The 17271-nt window shown below is 56.0% G+C and carries 20 protein-coding genes; 3 read left to right on the plus strand and 17 right to left on the minus strand.

The features are described 5' to 3' along the window. Positions 1-83 precede the first annotated feature (83 nt). Positions 84-800, minus strand: a complete 717-nt coding sequence (locus tag ACEVJK_RS05880) for a ClpP family protease (protein WP_147571884.1) — start codon at positions 798-800, stop codon at positions 84-86. A gap of 142 nt (positions 801-942) precedes the next feature. Here ACEVJK_RS05880 and ACEVJK_RS05885 point away from each other — a divergent pair, with 142 nt between their 5' ends. Together ACEVJK_RS05885 and ACEVJK_RS05890 are read left to right on the plus strand one after the other, a co-directional pair. Next, the gene (locus ACEVJK_RS05885; protein ID WP_340405754.1) at positions 943-1524 is read left to right on the plus strand and encodes a helix-turn-helix transcriptional regulator; all 582 of its coding nucleotides are present in this window, start codon (positions 943-945) and stop codon (positions 1522-1524) included. Beyond that, positions 1521-1952, plus strand: a complete 432-nt coding sequence (locus ACEVJK_RS05890; RefSeq protein ID WP_374740202.1) for a hypothetical protein — start codon at positions 1521-1523, stop codon at positions 1950-1952. Before ACEVJK_RS05885 ends, ACEVJK_RS05890 begins: the two co-directional genes overlap by 4 nt. A 100-nt stretch (positions 1953-2052) precedes the next feature. Here the strand turns inward: ACEVJK_RS05890 and ACEVJK_RS05895 are convergent, their stop codons facing one another. From ACEVJK_RS05895 to tsaE, 16 genes are all read right to left on the minus strand, one after another. Next, complete coding sequence (locus ACEVJK_RS05895) at positions 2053-2724, minus strand: nucleotidyltransferase domain-containing protein (RefSeq protein WP_374740203.1); 672 nt, start codon at positions 2722-2724, stop codon at positions 2053-2055. A gap of 70 nt (positions 2725-2794) precedes the next feature. Continuing rightward, entirely contained in the window at positions 2795-4207 is a 1413-nt protein-coding gene (locus tag ACEVJK_RS05900; protein ID WP_240287591.1) for an aminopeptidase, read from the minus strand. A 22-nt stretch (positions 4208-4229) separates the two neighbouring features. Continuing rightward, positions 4230-4847, minus strand: coding sequence for a dephospho-CoA kinase (coaE, locus tag ACEVJK_RS05905; RefSeq protein WP_240287589.1), 618 nt, complete (start codon positions 4845-4847; stop codon positions 4230-4232). After that, positions 4832-5182, minus strand: coding sequence for a DUF4180 domain-containing protein (locus ACEVJK_RS05910; RefSeq protein WP_186852619.1), 351 nt, complete (start codon positions 5180-5182; stop codon positions 4832-4834). Before ACEVJK_RS05910 ends, coaE begins: the two co-directional genes overlap by 16 nt. Positions 5183-5202: 20 nt before the next feature. Continuing rightward, positions 5203-6228: an L-threonylcarbamoyladenylate synthase gene (locus ACEVJK_RS05915; RefSeq protein ID WP_240287587.1), complete on the minus strand. Its 1026-nt coding sequence runs from the start codon at positions 6226-6228 to the stop codon at positions 5203-5205. Continuing rightward, positions 6225-6773 (minus strand): GNAT family N-acetyltransferase, encoded by a 549-nt coding sequence (locus ACEVJK_RS05920; protein WP_186852621.1) that lies wholly within the window; start codon positions 6771-6773, stop codon positions 6225-6227. Before ACEVJK_RS05920 ends, ACEVJK_RS05915 begins: the two co-directional genes overlap by 4 nt. After that, entirely contained in the window at positions 6766-7422 is a 657-nt protein-coding gene (locus tag ACEVJK_RS05925) for an HAD family hydrolase (protein ID WP_240287585.1), read from the minus strand. The genes ACEVJK_RS05920 and ACEVJK_RS05925 overlap by 8 nt, the downstream gene beginning before the upstream one ends. Positions 7423-7432: 10 nt before the next feature. Continuing rightward, positions 7433-7690, minus strand: coding sequence for a hypothetical protein (locus tag ACEVJK_RS05930; protein WP_147571894.1), 258 nt, complete (start codon positions 7688-7690; stop codon positions 7433-7435). Positions 7691-7708: 18 nt separating this feature from the next. Further along, positions 7709-8767: a peptide chain release factor 1 gene (gene prfA / locus ACEVJK_RS05935; protein WP_147571895.1), complete on the minus strand. Its 1059-nt coding sequence runs from the start codon at positions 8765-8767 to the stop codon at positions 7709-7711. 11 nt (positions 8768-8778) lie between these two features. Further along, positions 8779-9417, minus strand: coding sequence for a YdcF family protein (locus ACEVJK_RS05940; protein ID WP_374740204.1), 639 nt, complete (start codon positions 9415-9417; stop codon positions 8779-8781). After that, positions 9414-11327: a ribosomal protection-like ABC-F family protein gene (abc-f, locus tag ACEVJK_RS05945; RefSeq protein WP_374740205.1), complete on the minus strand. Its 1914-nt coding sequence runs from the start codon at positions 11325-11327 to the stop codon at positions 9414-9416. Before abc-f ends, ACEVJK_RS05940 begins: the two co-directional genes overlap by 4 nt. Positions 11328-11390: 63 nt before the next feature. Then, positions 11391-12782, minus strand: coding sequence for a UDP-N-acetylmuramoyl-tripeptide--D-alanyl-D-alanine ligase (gene murF / locus ACEVJK_RS05950; protein ID WP_374740206.1), 1392 nt, complete (start codon positions 12780-12782; stop codon positions 11391-11393). Further along, entirely contained in the window at positions 12782-13834 is a 1053-nt protein-coding gene (locus ACEVJK_RS05955; RefSeq protein WP_374740207.1) for a D-alanine--D-alanine ligase, read from the minus strand. The genes murF and ACEVJK_RS05955 overlap by 1 nt, the downstream gene beginning before the upstream one ends. Positions 13835-14156: 322 nt before the next feature. Continuing rightward, a complete protein-coding gene (gene upp, locus ACEVJK_RS05960; RefSeq protein ID WP_186852625.1) occupies positions 14157-14792 on the minus strand; it encodes a uracil phosphoribosyltransferase in 636 nt (211 codons plus the stop codon). A 19-nt stretch (positions 14793-14811) separates the two neighbouring features. Then, a complete protein-coding gene (gene tsaB / locus ACEVJK_RS05965; RefSeq protein ID WP_374740208.1) occupies positions 14812-15525 on the minus strand; it encodes a tRNA (adenosine(37)-N6)-threonylcarbamoyltransferase complex dimerization subunit type 1 TsaB in 714 nt (237 codons plus the stop codon). Beyond that, on the minus strand, positions 15522-15953 hold the full coding sequence (tsaE, locus tag ACEVJK_RS05970; protein ID WP_374740210.1) for a tRNA (adenosine(37)-N6)-threonylcarbamoyltransferase complex ATPase subunit type 1 TsaE: 432 nt from the start codon (positions 15951-15953) through the stop codon (positions 15522-15524). The genes tsaB and tsaE overlap by 4 nt, the downstream gene beginning before the upstream one ends. A gap of 124 nt (positions 15954-16077) precedes the next feature. On the opposite strand from tsaE, the gene ACEVJK_RS05975 reads away from it, so the two are divergent. Further along, positions 16078-17268, plus strand: coding sequence for an FtsW/RodA/SpoVE family cell cycle protein (locus ACEVJK_RS05975; protein WP_147571903.1), 1191 nt, complete (start codon positions 16078-16080; stop codon positions 17266-17268). The last annotated feature ends 3 nt before the right edge of the window (positions 17269-17271 follow it).

Genomic DNA, 17271 nt, shown 5'->3' on the forward strand with positions numbered 1-17271 from the left:
CCAATAAAATCACTGATACTATATTAACACAACAGGACAGGAAATTCCAGTCTTTTTCATTTGCATTATGTAAACGGGCGGGATCACTCCCGCCCGCCTGTTTCTATTGCTTGCTTTCTATCCTCTATCATCCCATGCAGGCAGGACAGCGCGTCAGACAGCCCGCCAATCTGGTCAATCAGCCCAAGTTCCACCGCCTCCTCGCCGTAGATCACACTGCCTACGTCGGCGGCCAGTTCCCCTGTCTGAAGCATCAGTTTGGTCAGCGCCTCCCGCTTGATCCCGCTGTTGGCGGTGATAAATTGTGTGATACGATCCTGAATGCGTTCAAAATAATAGAACGTCTGGGGTACACCGATGACCAAGCCGTTGAGCCGAACTGGGTGGATCGTCATAGCAGCCGAGGGCGCAATGAAAGACCGTTTGGCCGAAACCGCCAGCGGAACCCCGATTGAGTGGCTCCCGCCCAGCACAAGGGAAACGGTCGGCTTAGACATAGAGGCGATAAGTTCCGAGATGGCCAGCCCAGCCTCCACATCTCCCCCGCCGTTATTCAGTAAGATGAGCAGTCCATCTATCTGGGGGCTCTCCTCCACTGTGGCCAGCAGAGGGAGAACATGCTCGTACTTCGTACTCTTGCTGCTGGGGGGCAGCATCTGGTGGCCCTCGATCTGTCCCACGATAGTCAGCACGTAGATGGTCCCTTTGTCCGTCTGAATCAGGGAGGACCCCAGATCTATGATTGGCTGTATGATGGGTTCGCTCGTCTGCTGTTCCTCTTTCTCTTGAGATTCATCCATAATAAGCACCCCTCCTATGAAAACTCCTTTCTAGGTTGTACTGGAAGAGCCTTTCTTAGTCAAAAACCGCTTCTCTACTTTTCGTAGGTTGCTTTTTGCGGCGGCAATGCTCATAATAGAGAAAGATCAAGGAGGTCATCCCATGGATAACATACGCTTTGGGGCCTTTGTGGCCCAGTTGAGGAAAGAACAGGGCCTGACCCAGAAAGAGTTGGCAGACCGGCTCAATGTCACAGACAAGGCCGTGTCCAAATGGGAGACTGGAAAGGGGTTTCCTGACGTAAAGCTTCTGGAACCTCTGGCCCAGGCCCTCGGCATCTCACTTGTGGAACTGATACGAGGAGAAAAAGACCCCAGGGACAGCTTGACAGCTGCCGAAGCGGAGGCTGTTGTTTCTCAGGCTATGGACCAGTCCCAGAGGATCACCGCCCGCCGGTATCTGAAGCTGCTGCGTTGGCTGCTGACCTCCATCGCGGCAATATGCGCTGTTGGCCCTCTGACTCAACTGGCGCTTGCCTTGGAGTTATTCTTCACGGGATCTAAGCTTTTTGCCACAGGGACTTCCCACATGGGACACATCGGCGGGGTGGATGGCCCCACCTCTATTTTTGTGTCCTCCGCACCCCTTCCCACCTGGCTGTCCGTCGGGCTGCCCACTTTGCTTCTGGTCCTCTGTATTATTCTGGCCTTCCGAGTCTGGAAATTAGAAAGGAAATTGAAATGAGAAATTGGATACGAGCCATACTTGTCCCCTTATCGACGCTGGCCATCCTGTTGCTGGCCGCCTGTGGCCAACAGACTGTTGGCAGCGCCACTTCCCCTCCCACCTTGACTCCCGCCAATCAATGGCCGGACAACCGCTTTACCCAATCCATACCCAAACCTTCCTCTGGCACCGTGACCGCCGTCTCCGAGGGCAACTCAGCCGGCTATCAAATCTTTGCGGTCTATCTGGATGATATTGGTGAGGCCGAGGTTGACGCCTACCTCCAAGCGGTCCAGGAAGCCGGGTTTCAGAGCGTACATGATACCCTTGGTATTGCCACGGAAAATGCGGTTGCGCTTGGAGAGCTCTTTTATAATGGGGAGGTTTCCCTCAGCGTTGCCGCTTCAGGCAGCTCACTTAGCCTTGCTATCTCCCTTCCGGAATAGGAGCCTTGTCCTTTTTGATAACTGCCAGACCGGGCAAAACAACCCAGGCACGAAGGCAACACAGTTCACTCGTAATGAGCAGATCCATTTTTAGGGCTGTCTAGTACTGCTTCACGCCCTCTCGCAATGTTGCTCCCGCCCATTGAAGCAGGAGGGCGCTGTCTTTTTCCAGATCAGGCTCCTCTCCGGCCCGGAACGCCAGAACCCGCTCCAGCACTGACCGCTCCTCTCCAGTTAGCTCCAGCCACAGCTCTCGATGTTTTTTGACGTACACCCCGGTTTTCAGCCAATATATCGCCTGAAGGGTGAAAGCGGCGGATTTATAAAGCGCGGCCAGCAGCGCCTCATCTCGCTCGTGAAGATAATTATGTACACAGCCGTGGTATAAATTGCACAGGCCAGTATGGACTGCCCGACTGGCGTCCTCTCTGGCGAATGTCCCCCGTAAAAATTCCAAATCTCCCACAACAGGGGCTGTGTCGTGATAAAACTGGAACAGGTCGCCCGGTTCCCAGGCCAGCAGCTCTTCCTTTCCAGATACGAAGCCACAAAGCAGCTCCCGGCAGGGCAGGTTAGCCACTACCCGGCGATACCTGTCCAAGTCCTCCAGCTCCACCCGGTCCAGTACGACTACCATGTCGATATCGCTGTCTTCCCTCTCCTCACCTCGCCCACGGCTGCCTTGCAGTCCGATACAGACGATCCGGCCTCCAAACTCGTCTTTCACCGCTTGGCAAAATTGGGCCATCCAGGCTTTTTCATCCAATTTCATAGATACCTCCTTAGGACAGGACAGGGACCGCCAGAGGGCGGTCCCTGTCTTTTTCATCTGCTTTTTGGGACTAACAGGCCTCGAAGACGGCCTTCATGCCTTTATAGGTCATATAACAATCCAGTTTTCCAACCGTTTCAAAGGGAGAGTGCATGGACAAGACAGGAACCCCGGCATCTAGGGTGTCGATGTTCCGCTCGGCCATATAGGCGGCCACGGTCCCACCGCCGCCGGCATCCACCTTGCCCAGCTCGGCCATCTGCCAAGCCACACCGGCACCGTCCAACACCTTTCGGACATAAGCCACCAGCTCGGCGGAGGCGTCAGAGGCGCCGGACTTACCTCGGGCTCCGGTATACTTGCAGAGCCCCATACCGTAGTTCACAAAGGCGCTGTTGCGCTTTTCATATACATCGGCAAAGTTGGGGTCATAGGCCGCCGTCACATCGGCGGACAGGCAGAAGGATTTTTCATAGCAGGCTCTGGGCAGCACCCCCTGGGCGGCGCACAGGTCCGCCATAAAGGTGTCAAAGGAGGCAGACTTCATGCCCGTAACTCCTTCAGAGCCTATTTCTTCCTTGTCAGCCAGCATACAGACCGCTGTACGCTCCGGGGTATCCAACTGGAGCAGGGCGGCCAGGGCCGCATAGGCGCACACCCGGTCGTCGTGGCCGTAGGCTCCGATCATGGAGCGGTCAAAGCCGATATCAGAGGCCCGGAAGGCAGGGACAGCGCACAGTTCGGCGGAAATAAAATCCTCCTCAACGATGCCGTACTTCCGGTTGAGCAGCTCCAGCACAGCCACCTTCACCCGGTCACTGCCCTCGTCATCAGCCAGGGGGCGGCTGCCTATCAGAATATTCAGGCTCTCACCGGGAATGGCCTCTCCCAGGGGCTTTTTAGATTGCTCTGCCCCCAAGTGGGGAAGCAGGTCGTCAATGGTAAACAGGGGGTCACCCTCTCCGTTTCCTACGGATATCCGGACCACATTACCGCCCTTCAAGGCCACCACCCCATGGAGCTCCAGAGGAATGGTCACCCACTGGTACTTGCGGATGCCGCCGTAGTAGTGGGTCTTGAAAAAGGCCAGCTCCTCCGCCTCATACACAGGGTTCTGCTTAAGATCCAGCCGGGGGGAGTCGATATGAGCCGCACCGATGTTGACGCCCTGGTCCAGATCTTTTCGGCCGATAACGGCCAGCATAACAGCCTTGCCCCGGTTGGACCGGTACACCTTGTCCCCAGGCTTGAGCTCCATGCCACGGACATAGGGACGGAAGCCGGCGGTCTCCGCCAGTGCAATGGTACGGTCCACACACTCCCGCTCGGTCTTGCCTCCGTCCAGAAACTGCTTGTATCCGGAACAGTAAGCCTCTATGGCCTCCAGCTCACCGGGCTGTAACCGGTCATAGCCGTTTTTCTTCTGATAGGTCAGGGCCCGGCGAAGCTGCTCGCCCCGTGTCAGTTCTTTTTTTTCATCCATTGGGAAAACCTCCTTTGTACCTCTATTGTATGTGTTCCTGCAAAATCGATTCTACCAACGCCTTGGCCTGGAGGGCAAATTCCTCCACCTGGTCACAGTCGTTCACCAAGGTGCGGTCGCACCCTTTCACAAAATATTCGTCACTCTTCTGGGCCTTTACCCGTAACCAGGCGTACTCCTCCGTGATGCCCTCCCGATCCATGATCCGTTTTACCCGTATCTCCGCGGGTGCGACCACCGCCAGGGTAACGTCACAGAGCTTGGCCAGCGGACTCTCCAGCAGGGCGATGGCATCGATGGCGGCCAGAGCTATCCCCTTGCGGCGGTATCCCTCCAGCAATTCCTGGGTGCGCCTCACTGTGGCGGTTTGAGCAATGATATTGAGCTGTCGCAGCTTCTCCGGGTCGCCAAAGACGATGGTACCCAGCTTCTTTCGGTCGATTGCTCCACGCTCATCCCGGAGCGGCCCAAAGGTTTTCTCCAAGCTATGCTGTAAGGCACCATCCCTTTCCAGCAGATCGTGGTACACGGCATCGCAGTCAATGACCGCACCGCCTAGCTTCTCCACCTCTTTCAGAAGGGTTGTCTTACCCGCTCCAGTGGGGCCGGTGATGCCTAGAACGGTCATCTGTTTAACCATGCCAGGGCCTCCTCCTCAGTAGGCCAGAAGCCTACCTGACTGCCCTTGTTGCTTTCACAAATGAAATCCCGCAACGGCTTGCTGGTGTAATGGGAGAAATCGCCTACAATGGCCAGACGCATTTTGTAATTGACAAATTTCTGTAAGACCTCCCCAGCCAGCTTGGAGGACAGGCGGAAGAAGGACTCGTCCAGACAGTCCTTGTATAACACAACAGCGCTGGCCCCCGTTTCATAGCGCAGGGACGCAATCACATCCATGGCTGCGGGGCCGCTGGTAATGTGACTCTCAAGGCTCCGTAGTATGGGAATTTTGTTGATGATTTGAGATTGCATAAAATAAAGTTACCTTTCTCTTACACTTCAATGATATGGAAGCCGGCCGCCTTGTTCAGACGGTTGGCGATAGCCAGTCCGATGCCCGCAGCGTCAGGGCATTGGGCCCAGATGGCCTTCACCGCTGTATGGTCAAAGGAACGCAGGGCGTCGAAGATGTGCCGGGCCTGCTCCGCCTTATCCGCAGAGGGGCCCAGGTTCATGACAGGCCTCATCTCGTGCCGTTTCGTGAACAGGGGCACAAACTCGTCAAAACAGATGATCCCGTCTTCCGGGGCGGCATGGTCCAGTATGTACCCAGCACTTTTGGACGGCTCCCCCGCCACTACCGTCACTGGCGCCTTAGGGGCGTAGTGGCGGTACTTCATGCCGGGGGCGCGGGGTTTCTCCCCCGCCCCCATCAAGCGGGTCACCGCAGGGTCTACTTCCACATCCCCCAGGACAGCCTCAAGTTGCTCCAGGGTGACGCCCCCCGGCCGCAGCAGCCGGGGCGAGTCACAGGACAAGTCCACAATGGTGGACTCCACCCCCACAGCACAGGGACCGCCGTCTACAATGGCATCAATCTTTCCATCCATATCCTCCCACATATGGGCGGCGGAGGTGGGACTGGGCCGCCCAGAGGTATTCCCTGAGGGTGCGGCCACGGGGACATCCGCATCTCTGAGGATAGCCCGGCATAGAGCGTGAGCGGGGCAACGCATTCCCACCGTGTCCAGGCCGGCGGTGACCACATCCGGCACTACATCCCGCCGGGCGAGAATCATGGTCAGCGGGCCTGGCCAGAAACGTTCTGCTAACCGATAGGCTGTAAGGGGAATCCCCTTGCAATACCGGTCCAGATGGTCTATCGATGGAATATGTAAAATCAGAGGATTATCCTGGGGCCGCCCCTTGGCCTGAAAAATACGGGCCACTGCCTGGGGATTCAGTCCATTGGCGCCCAGGCCATATACGGTCTCTGTGGGAATCCCAACCAATCCCCCATCCCGAAGGATAGCGGCGGCCTGTTGGATATTCTTCTCGTTTAACAGTTGGGTGTTCAATGCAAAAACTCCTCATCCTCAGCCTTCCGTCTGACCGAAAAGATCAGATGCGGCATGTCTATTCCATAGTAATGCTTGATAAACTGTCCCCGGATTTCCATACCATTTCGTCTGGCTACCTCCTGAGAAGGCAAGTTATTGTCCCGGATGATGGAAAAAACCTCTCTCTGGCCCAACTTCTGGAAGGCATAGTTCCGGCACGCCTGGGCCGCCTCCGTGGCATATCCCCTGTGCCAGACGGCTTTTTCCAATAGATAGCCAACCTCCATTACCAAGTCTCCCTGGCCTCGGTCCTGCCAAGTCAGGCCACACTGGCCCACCATTTTACCACTGGACTTTTCCACCGCCGCCCACAGGCCAATCCCATCTCTAGCATAACGCTCTTGCTGGCGGCGCAACCACTCCCAGGCCTCCTCATCTGAAAAGGCGTGCTCGTAGGCATACATCACCGCTGGGTCCTGGAGCATCCGGCACAGCGCCGGGAAGTCTTTGTCCCCCATCTCCCGGAGGAGGAGCCGCTCTGTCTCCAAAATCGTTTTATCCATGGCCGAGAATCACTTCCAGTAACTCCTGAGGTTCCTCAACCAACTGATCTGCTCCTTCTTTCTCCAGCTCCTCCCGTCCACGGAATCCCCACAGGACACCACAACTGGTCAGGCCACCGTTTTTCGCGGTACGGATATCCACGTTGCTGTCCCCAACGAACAGGGTATTTCCCCTCTCTGCTCCCATCCGCTCCATAAGCCTTTGGAGCAGGGCAGGGTCCGGCTTGGGCTCATAACCGGGAATGGCTCCCTGGACGATAGAAAAGACACCCGGATAGTAGCTTTCCACCACAGGTCCTGCCAGTTCGTCCGCCTTGTTGGTCAGCACGGACATAGAAACGCCCGCCTCCTTCAGCATCCGGACCACCTCTGGAAGTCCGGTATAGGGCGCGGTCTTGTCCTCCTTATGGGCATCGTAGTAGGGCATAAACTCCTCCAGGATAGCCGCCACCCCCTCCGGGGTACGCCACTCCTCCGGAACAAAACGGGCCACCAGTTTGGCCATCCCGTTTCCCACGAACCGCTTGTACTCCTCCACTGTATAGGTGGGCCAGCCATGGAGGCGGCAGACGTAGTTGCCCGCGTCAGCCAGGTCGTCAATAGTATCCAGCAACGTACCATCCAGATCAAAGATCACATTGTGAAACATGGCTCGCTCCTCATTCGTAAATGCCGATCTCCATGCCGCCGATCTCCACGGTGGTATTTTTATCAAACGCGGCCCGCTGGAGATAGGCCTTCACCGCCATCTGGGCATATTTAGGGTTGTGCCTCTCATCCTCCAGTTCCAGATCGATGCGGCCGTCTTCCCCTCCGCACACGACGCCGCCCTCCTCTAGCACCTCGTTTAGTTCCTCCACCACATCGGGCAGCTCCTTATCCTGGGGAAGGCTGGTATAGTGAATATACAGTTCCATAGTCCTCTCTCCTGCTTTCTACTCTTGTTGTTTCAATTTTTCTGCCTGGTCCGCGGCGGCCAGCGCATCGATCAGCTCGTCCAGGCCGCCGTCCATCACGCTGTCTATCTTATAGAGGGTCAGCCCAATGCGGTGGTCCGTAACACGACCCTGGGGAAAATTGTAGGTACGGATGCGCTCGTTCCGCATGCCGGAGCCCACCTGGCTGCGCCGCTGTGCCGTATATTCGGAGGATATCTTCTCTTGCTCGGCCTCATACAGTCGGGAAGCCAGGATACGCATGGCCTTGTCCCGATTTTGGAACTGGCTGCGCTCCTGCTGACACTCCACCACGGTCCCCGTCGGCTTGTGAATCAGGCGGACAGCGGAGGAGGTCTTGTTCACATGCTGGCCCCCGGCCCCGGAGGAGCGGAAAACCTGCATTTCGATGTCCGCCGGATTCAGTCGCACATCCGCACTTTCCATCTCCGGCAGGACCGCTACTGTCACCGTGGAGGTATGGACCCGTCCTCCAGACTCGGTCTCGGGCACCCGCTGGACCCGGTGGACGCCACTCTCGAACTTCAGGCGGGAAAAAGCCCCTGTCCCCTCAATCGTAAAGGTTATTTCCTTTATGCCCCCAAGCTCTGTCTCACTGGCCGAGTCCACCTCACAGTGCCATCGCTGGCTCTCGGCATACATGGAGTACATCCGATAGAGGGAGTGGGCAAAGAGGGCGGCCTCCTCTCCGCCTACCCCGGCTCGTATTTCCACAATAACGTTTTTGTCATCGTTAGGATCCTTTGGGAGGAGCAATATCTGCAGCTCCCTTTCCAGCTTTGGGATGTCCTCCATCGCCTGAGAATATTCCTCCTGGGCCAGTTCCTTCATCTCAGAATCCGACATCAGCTCTCGAGCCTGGTCCCGGGCCTCTAGGGTCCGCCGATAGGTACGGAAGGTCTCCACCAGAGGCTGGAGCTCCGACTGCTCCTTATTCAGTTTCGCCACCTGGGCCGGATCGTCATAGGTTTCCGGCGCGGCCAGCCGCGCCTCGATCTGGCTGTATTTCGCCTCAATGGCGGTAAGCTTGTCCAGCATGAGGTCACTCCTTATCGGTCAAACACAAAAGACTTTACCAGGGCCAGAGGCTCCCGGATATACATATGCAGCCTAGAAGGCAGATGGCTGGTAGGCGCGGCCAAAGTATATACCTCCTCAAAACCCGCTCGCTGGGCCAGCATTCTGGCCCGAGTCAGGTGGAACCCATTGGATACGACCAAAATCCCGTCAGAGTAATCTATCTGGGCCTCATCCATTTGCTTTTTGGAATAAGCAAAGTTTTGGGCCGTATTATGAGAAGCTGTTTCCAACAGAACCTTTTGCCCGTCCACTCCATTGGCGATCAGATAGTCCGCCATCGCCTGGGCCTCACTTGTAGGCTCGTCTGGACCCTGGCCGCCGGAAACTACCACCGTCAGATCGGGGTGGTCCTCCAAATAGTTCAGTGCCTCATCCAACCGGTCTCGGAGAAGAATGGAGGGCCCGTCCTCCTTCACCTGGCAGCCCAGGACGATCATCACCTGTGGTTCGCCGCTGATGTGGTCATAGGCCCCGGAGAGAACCGCCCCCAACAGAGTGGCAAAAGTGAGCGCTCCGGCCAGCATCAGAGCCAATATCACTTTGAAGGCAAGACCAAAACGCTTGCCCTTGTAACTGGCTACCTCTATTTTGGACCTTCTCGCCCTCATCCCCTGGCCTCCTCCAGCTGTGCGGACAGACCTTCCCAGGTCCCGTACAGCTTCAAGATCTCCTCTTCCAAGGCCTCCCGCTGTTCATACAGCTCCTGGAGCTTCAAATAGTCGGCGGCGGCCTCCTCGATCTGAATGGACAGGTCGTACATCCTCTCCTCAGCCTTGGCTACGGCACGCTCTGCGGCGTTGACCTGCTTTTCCAGTTCCTTGGTGCCCCCTGTCCGCTTGGGTTTCTCCTCTTTTGCCCCCTCCTCTGGAAATGGAGCATGGTGCGGGGCTGCCTGACCAGACTGCTTCTGCCGCTGCCTGACGGCCTGGAATTCCTGATAGCTGCCCTTAAAATCGGTAATGCGGCCGCCCTCCAGCATCCAGATACGGGTGGCAAATCGGTCGATAAAATAGCGGTCGTGGGACACAAAAAGAAGATTTCCCTCGTATTCCTCCACCGCCTCCTCGATCCACTCCCGGCTCTGGATATCCAGATGGTTGGTGGGCTCGTCCAGGATCAGCAGATTAATCTTGGAGTCCATCAGCATGCACAGCCGCAGCCGTGACTGTTCCCCGCCGGACAGGGCGGACACGGGCTTGAACACATCCTCCCCTCGGAATTTGAAGGCGGCCAATCGATTCCGGGCGGTCTGAGCAGTACAGTCCAAATCGTAAATCATGGTATCCACCAGGTTGCGCTCCGGGTGGCTGAAATGGATGATCTGGGGAAGGTAGCCAATCCGTACCGTGGGGCCCAGGCGGAGCTTTCCGCCGTCGGGCGTCTCCTCCCCCATTAAAATTTTAATGAGGGTAGATTTTCCGGTTCCATTGTCCCCCAGCAGAGCAACGCGCTCGCCGCCCTCCACTTCCAGATTTACATCAGAAAACAGCCTTCTCTCCCCAAAGGACTTTTCCAGCCCTTTGATGGACAGCACCTCATCCCCTCGAAACTCCCGTTCCCCAAAGCGGACCTCCATCTTCCGCTCCTTCTTGGGGCGGTCGGTGGTACGCATCCGCTCGATGCGCTTCTCCATGGACTGGGCCCGTTTGAATATCTTGTCGTTGCCTGAGTAGGCCCAGATACGCAGCTGCTGGGCAGCCTTCTCCAACTGCTCGATCTTGGCCTGCTCCTTCTCATACTGCCTGAGCTGCTCCTCATAGCGCCGCTCCTTTTCCACCGCGTAGAAGGAATAGTTTCCAGAATAAAACTCCGCCTTTCCCTCTTTGATCTCGATGACCCGGTCCACCACGGAATCTAGGAAATAGCGGTCATGAGATACAGCCAGGACCGTACCTTTGAATTTTTCCAGGTACTCCTCCAACCACTCGGTGGCCCGTAGGTCAAGGTGGTTGGTGGGTTCATCCAACAGGAGGATGTCTGTGTCCTCCAGAATCAGCCTGGCCAGGTTTACCCTGGTCTTTTCCCCGCCGGACAGCTTGTCAAAGGGCTGCTCCCGCATCGCCCGTGGAATGGATAGGCCGTTACACACCTTATTTTTCGCGGTATCCATCTCATAGCCACCGCCTGTCTGAAACGAGGCGCTCAACCTGTCATAGCGGGCCAGCAGGGCAGGATCATGGTGTCCGGCCGCCATTCTTTGGGCGATGGAAGCTATCTCCTCCTCCATGTCGCGCAGAGATTGAAACGCGGTGTCTAGCACATCCTCCACCCGGTATCCCACTGGATAGACCGGAATTTGGGAGATGAGCCCTATCCGCTTCCCAGGGGCAGTGACCACCTCTCCCTCGTCGCAGTCCACCACGCCTGTCAGGATGCGGAGCAGGGTAGTCTTGCCGCACCCATTTGGGCCCAGCAGGCCTACCCGCTCTCCTGAGTCCACCTGAAAGGTGAGCCCATCTAAAATTTTCTTTCCAACCTCAAACTCCTTGACCAGGTTGGATACCGAAATGTCGATCATAACATCCTCTTAGTTTATCTATTTCCGCTCCACCAGACCGATTCGGTTTGGTAGAACTCTATGCTACGCTTCTTTGGTATGCTCCAACAGGAAGGCTGTCAGGTCCTCCAGCTTCATCCCCCTGGACGCTTTGACCAGGAAGGCGCTGTTGGGACGGATCAGCTCCTCTAGCACCACTTTCGCCGCCTCTTTGTCCGCGCAGTGATACACCAGAGGAACTCCAGAGTCCCTGGCGCCCTGGGCAATATGCTCCGATTCCTCTCCCACCGCCACAAGGCATTGGATCCCAGCCCGGCCCAGACACTCGCCTACACCGCTGTGGAGGGCGGGGGAAAAGGGGCCCAGCTCCAACATATCACCCAGCACAGCCACCTTCCACTCCCCCAGACTGTCCGCCAGCACGCTGACAGCCGCCCGCATGGACTGGGGATTGGCATTATAGGTGTCGTCCAAAATGGTAATTCCTTCCCCCCGGCGCAGGACATTCATCCGCATGCGGGTCGGTACAAACTGGGTCAGCCCCTGCTCGATTTCGTCGGCAGTCAGCCCAAATCGCTCTGCCACAGCGGTGGCGGCCAGCGTGGGATAAATCATATGTTCTCCCAGTGCTGGGATGCGGACTTCCCGGTCCATAGCCGGCGTGGTCAGCCGACAGAGAATATGGCTGACGCTGTCGCCTCCTGTGATATGGGCCTGATATTCCAGTCCCTCCTCTTTGCCGTAAAAGACCGCCGGCACAGTAGTGTGCCCCCGGAGAGTGGACAACAGCTCATCATCTCCGTTCAATACCAGCAGACCATTTCCCTTTACATGAGGCAGAAGCTCACACTTTGCCTTAAAAATATTTTCCCGGCTGCCCAGGCGCTCAATGTGGGCATCTCCGATATTGGTGATGATTCCCACGTCCGGCTTGACAATCTCTGCCAAATAGTCAATCTCCCCGGCCTTGTCCATGCCCATTTCCAGGACACAAATCTGATGCTCCCCGGTGAGCCGCAACAGGGTAAGGGGCAGTCCCACATTGTTGTTGAAGTTCCCTTCAGTCTTCAGCACCTTATACTTTGTACCCAATACAGCGGCCACCATATCCTTTGCGGTTGTCTTGCCAACACTGCCGGTAATGGCTACAAATGGGATATCAAATCTTCCCTTGTACCATGCCGCCAGATCACGCAGGGCCTTCTGGGTATTGGAAACCTTGACATAGAACTTTCCAGGCAGATAATTCTCTCGTTCCCGGGCTGTAATACAGCCCACTGCCCCTCCCTCCAGCGCGGCATTAATGTAGGCGTGCCCGTCAAATCGCTCGCCGATCAGCGGGATAAACAGGGCTCCCTCATGGATATTCCGGCTGTCTGTATCTACACGTTGAATCAGGGCCTCCCGGTCCTGAAATTCACCCAGCAACGTTCCACCCACTGCCTCCAGCAGCTGGCCCAAAGTGATGGTTTCCATCACATTCCTTCCTTTCTGGCTTCCAGAGATCTCTGGATAATGATCTCACACAATGAGGGATAATCGATCCCCACAGCGGCCGCCTCCTGGGGGACCAGACTGGTTGGCGTCATGCCAGGAAGTGTATTGATCTCCAGAAAATAGGGAGTACCGTCCTCCGTGACAATAAAATCGGCTCTAGCATATACCGCCAGCCCGATAGTCTGGAACACAGCCAGGGCCGCCTCTCCTACTTTTTTCTCCCACTCCTCTGGAATATGGGCGGGGCAGATCTCCTCTGCCGCACCAGGCTGGTATTTGTTCTCATAGTCGTAAAAGCCTTCTTTGGGAATGATCTCAATGGAGGGCAGGGCCTTTCCATCCAATACTGCCACCTGGATCTCACGGCCTTGAATGTACTGTTCCAAAACTGTTCGGCCGCCCAGTTTCAGGCTGTCATACAGCGCCTTCTCCAGTTCTTCCCTGTCATGGGCAATATAGACGCCAATGGAGGAACCGCTGGCGATGGGTTTGACCACCACAGGCAGGCAAGTCTCCTCAACCAGTGCCCCAATATTCTCTTTCGTGACCGTGACGGTCCTCCAACTGGGCGTGGTTACCCTATCGGCTACCAGCCGCTTGGTCAGATCCTTATCCATCGCAATAGCCGAGCCCAGACAGCCGGAGCCGGTATAGGGGACTCCCAGCAGATCCAGAGCAGCCTGGATCCGACCATCCTCGCCACAGGTCCCGTGGAGGGCCAGATAGACCACATCCGCATGGGCGCATAGCTCCAGCACACCTCGGCCAATCGCGGAGGGGCCCTGATCCTTTCTGCTGGCCCGCACCTGGTTCAGGTCAGGAGCCTGCCGAGCTACCCTCTTGAATTTTTCCGGGATTGGGGTTGAGTACAGCTCTTCCTCACTGCCGCTCCAATCCTCCAACCCAAAAAACAGGTCCACCAGGGCCACCTGATGTCCCCGGTCCCGCAGGGCCTGGCACACCTTGGAACCGGAGGACAGGGATACGTTCCGCTCCGGACTCAGGCCGCCGGCCAGTACCACGATCTTCATATCAAACACCTCATTTGGTCAGTAGACATACTTATGACATTTTATACACTAATGGATTATTTTAGCACACCTGGACCAAATACACAAGACAGGCCTTGAAAAAAGCGTGGTATCTCTTGGCGAAAAGGATCATATATTGCGCTTCTCTCTCCAAAGTTTCTTTTCCATCTGTCTTTATAGAGGGACAAAAGGACGCAAACGGAAACACCGCTTGCGTCCTTTGTTGATCTTACTGTTTCCGGCAATTTAGCAAGGTCAAGCCTTGTTTATCAGCCGTTAAATATCCGTTATCCCCATTCATTCTGAATCTAACGGACTATCTTTATTTTGTTCCAAAAATACGGTCGCCGGCGTCGCCCAGTCCTGGCACGATATAGGCGTGGTCATTTAGCTTCTCGTCTACCGCGGCCACATAGATTTCCACGTCAGGGTGATCCTTCTGAATGACCGCAATACCCTCGGGCGCCGCGATAATGTTCATTAGCTTGATATGCTTACAGCCGTATCCCTTGATAAATGTGATCGCCGCAGAGGCAGAGCCGCCGGTAGCCAGCATGGGGTCGAGAATGATCACGTCACGCTCCGCGATGTCAGAGGGCATCTTGCAGTAATACTCCACAGGCTGATGGGTTTCAGGGTCACGGTACAGGCCGATGTGGCCCACCTTGGCGGAGGGGATCAAATCCAGGATACCATCCACCATTCCAAGACCGGCCCGCAGAATAGGCACGATGGCCAGCTTCTTCCCGGCCAGTTGCTTAAAGGTGCCGGTAGCGATGGGCGTCTTGATCTCCACGTCCTCCAGGGGCAGGTCTCTTGTGGCCTCGTAGCATTCCAGAGCCGCGATCTCGGATACGATCTCTCTGAACTCCTTAACGCCGGTATTTTCGTCCCGGAGAATAGCTACCTTGTGCTGCAGCAGAGGGTGGTCTAGAATATGTACTTTCTCATTAAACATTGGCAGGATCCCCTTCATTTTATTTTTTGGTCTGACGTTCCCGCTCTAAACGCTCCCGTTCCGCTTGGGAAAGTCGGTGGTATACCGGCTCTAGTTCCCGCCCCTTGACCAGGGCGCCCTGAGCCGCTAACTCCTCCGCCGCTCGTGCCACACCCCAGGCGCACTGCATTCTCAAATACCGGGGTGCCAATTTTAATGTCAGACCAGCTTCCGTCAAGATATTATAGCACAGTTTGGCTCCATCTCCAACGACAATTTTCGAATTGTTGTAATTTTTCAGTTCTTCTCCCAGTTCCTCCAAGGAGATGGCCCGGTCCGGAGACAGCCGCCTCAGCTTGTCTCCCTCCGCCAAAAATAGGGCGTTGTATACCTGATTACGCCGGGCATCCATGGCACAGACGATAAGCTCGCCCTCCATATGGGCCAGCGGCCAGGCCATAGACTCCAGGGTAGAGCAGGGAGCGCAGTCCTTGTCCTCGCCCCAGGCTAGTCCTTTGGCCGTAGCCACCCCAATGCGAAGCCCCGTGAATGAACCAGGCCCGGCCGCTACGGCGATCACATCAACCTTGTCCAAACTCTCTCCACAGTTCTTCAGCAGATCGTGTACCATTGGCAGCAGCGTTCTGCTGTGGGTGAGGCCGCTATTCTGGAAGGACTGGGCCACCAGCTCACCATCTCTGCACAGGGCCACCGAACAGGCCGTGGCAGAGGATTCCAACGCTAAGATATTCAAAGGTCCACCCCCTTGATCTGGATGACACGCTGGTCCTGGCTCTCTCCCCGGCGGATCTCGACCCATATGGTGTGACGATCCAGAGCCTCTTTTACATTCTCGCTCCACTCCACGGCACACACGCCGCCTCGGGCCAGGTAGTCCTCCCAACCGATGTCGAACAGCTCGTCGGCAGAGGACAACCGGTACATATCAAAATGAAACAACGGAAGGCGCCCCCCCTCGTACTCGTTTACGATGGTAAAGGTAGGACTGGTCACTCGGTCCGGAATGTCAAGTCCTTTGGCCAGCCCTCTTATAAACGCGGTCTTTCCCGCGCCCAGGTCACCGGTAAACGCCACCACAGTGCTCTGGTCCAGTATCTCGCCCAGCCGACGGCCCAAGGCCTCGGTTTCCTCCTCTGAATTGGACACGAACTGCTCTGCCATTGCTTACCTCTCCCTGTTCACAAAAAATTTTCACATACAAAAAAGATTATACCATGATATGGTTTGCGTTTCCACTAAAATGTGCTAGAATATATTGTCACATTATTTGGCAGGAGGTGAGGCATTGTCCCTTCTCTTTTCCCCTATTCGAGAATTTTTTAAAAAGGGAGACCGGATGCTCCTGTTTTTCGCCCTTTTAGCCAGCGGATACGGTCTGCTGCTGATCTACTCAGCTACTCAATATCTGGACAATGACCGGTTTATACGGTTCATGCTGGTGCAGACAGCTGCTATTTTTCTGGGCGTGGTGGCCTATATGCTGCTAACCCTTGTGGATTTCCGGCTGTTCACCGAAAAAAACTGGCGGCTGCTGTTGGCCTTCAATGTCCTGTTTATCCTCCTGCTCCTCACTCCCCTCGGGACAGACCATGGAATGGGAAATGTAAACTGGCTGTCTATCCCCGGTTTTCCGGTGGATATTCAGCCAAACGAGATCGTCAAGCTGCCCTTCATCCTTCTCCTCTCGCTACAGATCACCCAGATTCAAGAGGAAGGCCGCGACATTAGTTCCCTCCCCTCTCTCATCCAAATCGGCGGTCACACAGTATTTATGCTGGGATTGATTGCCGTTGTCTGTGGAGATATGGGAATGTGCGTCATCTATATGATGATCTTCGTGTTTATGGCCTGGGCCTCAGGCGTCAAATTGCGGTGGTTTCTCCTTGTGGGCGGTGGCCTGCTGGCCGCGGTAGTCATTCTGTGGCTCTTTGTCCTGCCCGAGACCAGCCTATGGACCGACTACCGGATTATGCGCTTCCGGGTGGTCTTGGACCACGACCTGGACCCGTTAGGAAAGGGCTATCAACAGAGCCGCTCTATCCTGGCCATTGGTTCGGGTCAACTCTTCGGTCAGGGCTATCTCCAGGGCATCCAGACCCACGCCTCCAACAGCGATGCCCTCCCCGAGCGGTACAACGACTTCATCTTCGCTGTGTGCGGTGAGGAACTGGGGATGGCAGGCTGTCTGCTCCTGCTGCTGATCTTAGGCGCCGTGGTCTTCCGGTGCCTCTGGGTGGGACGCCACGCCAGCTCTCCCTTTGACGCCTATGTCTGTATCGGTGTCGCCGGGATGCTGCTGGTCCAAATCATATTGAATGTGGGAATGTGTCTCTTTGTCCTGCCTGTCATGGGACTGACGCTCCCCTTCATCAGCTACGGCGGTTCCTCCATTGTCACTCTGTATGCCGCCCTGGGCCTTGTTTCCAGTGTAAAAGCGAGGGCGCTGCCCAGTTGGTTAAAGGACCGAAGCCTATAAAAA

Origin of the sequence: Flintibacter sp. P01028 (genome assembly GCF_041925235.1) — a bacterium.
GTDB lineage: Bacteria > Bacillota > Clostridia > Oscillospirales > Oscillospiraceae > Lawsonibacter > Lawsonibacter aceti.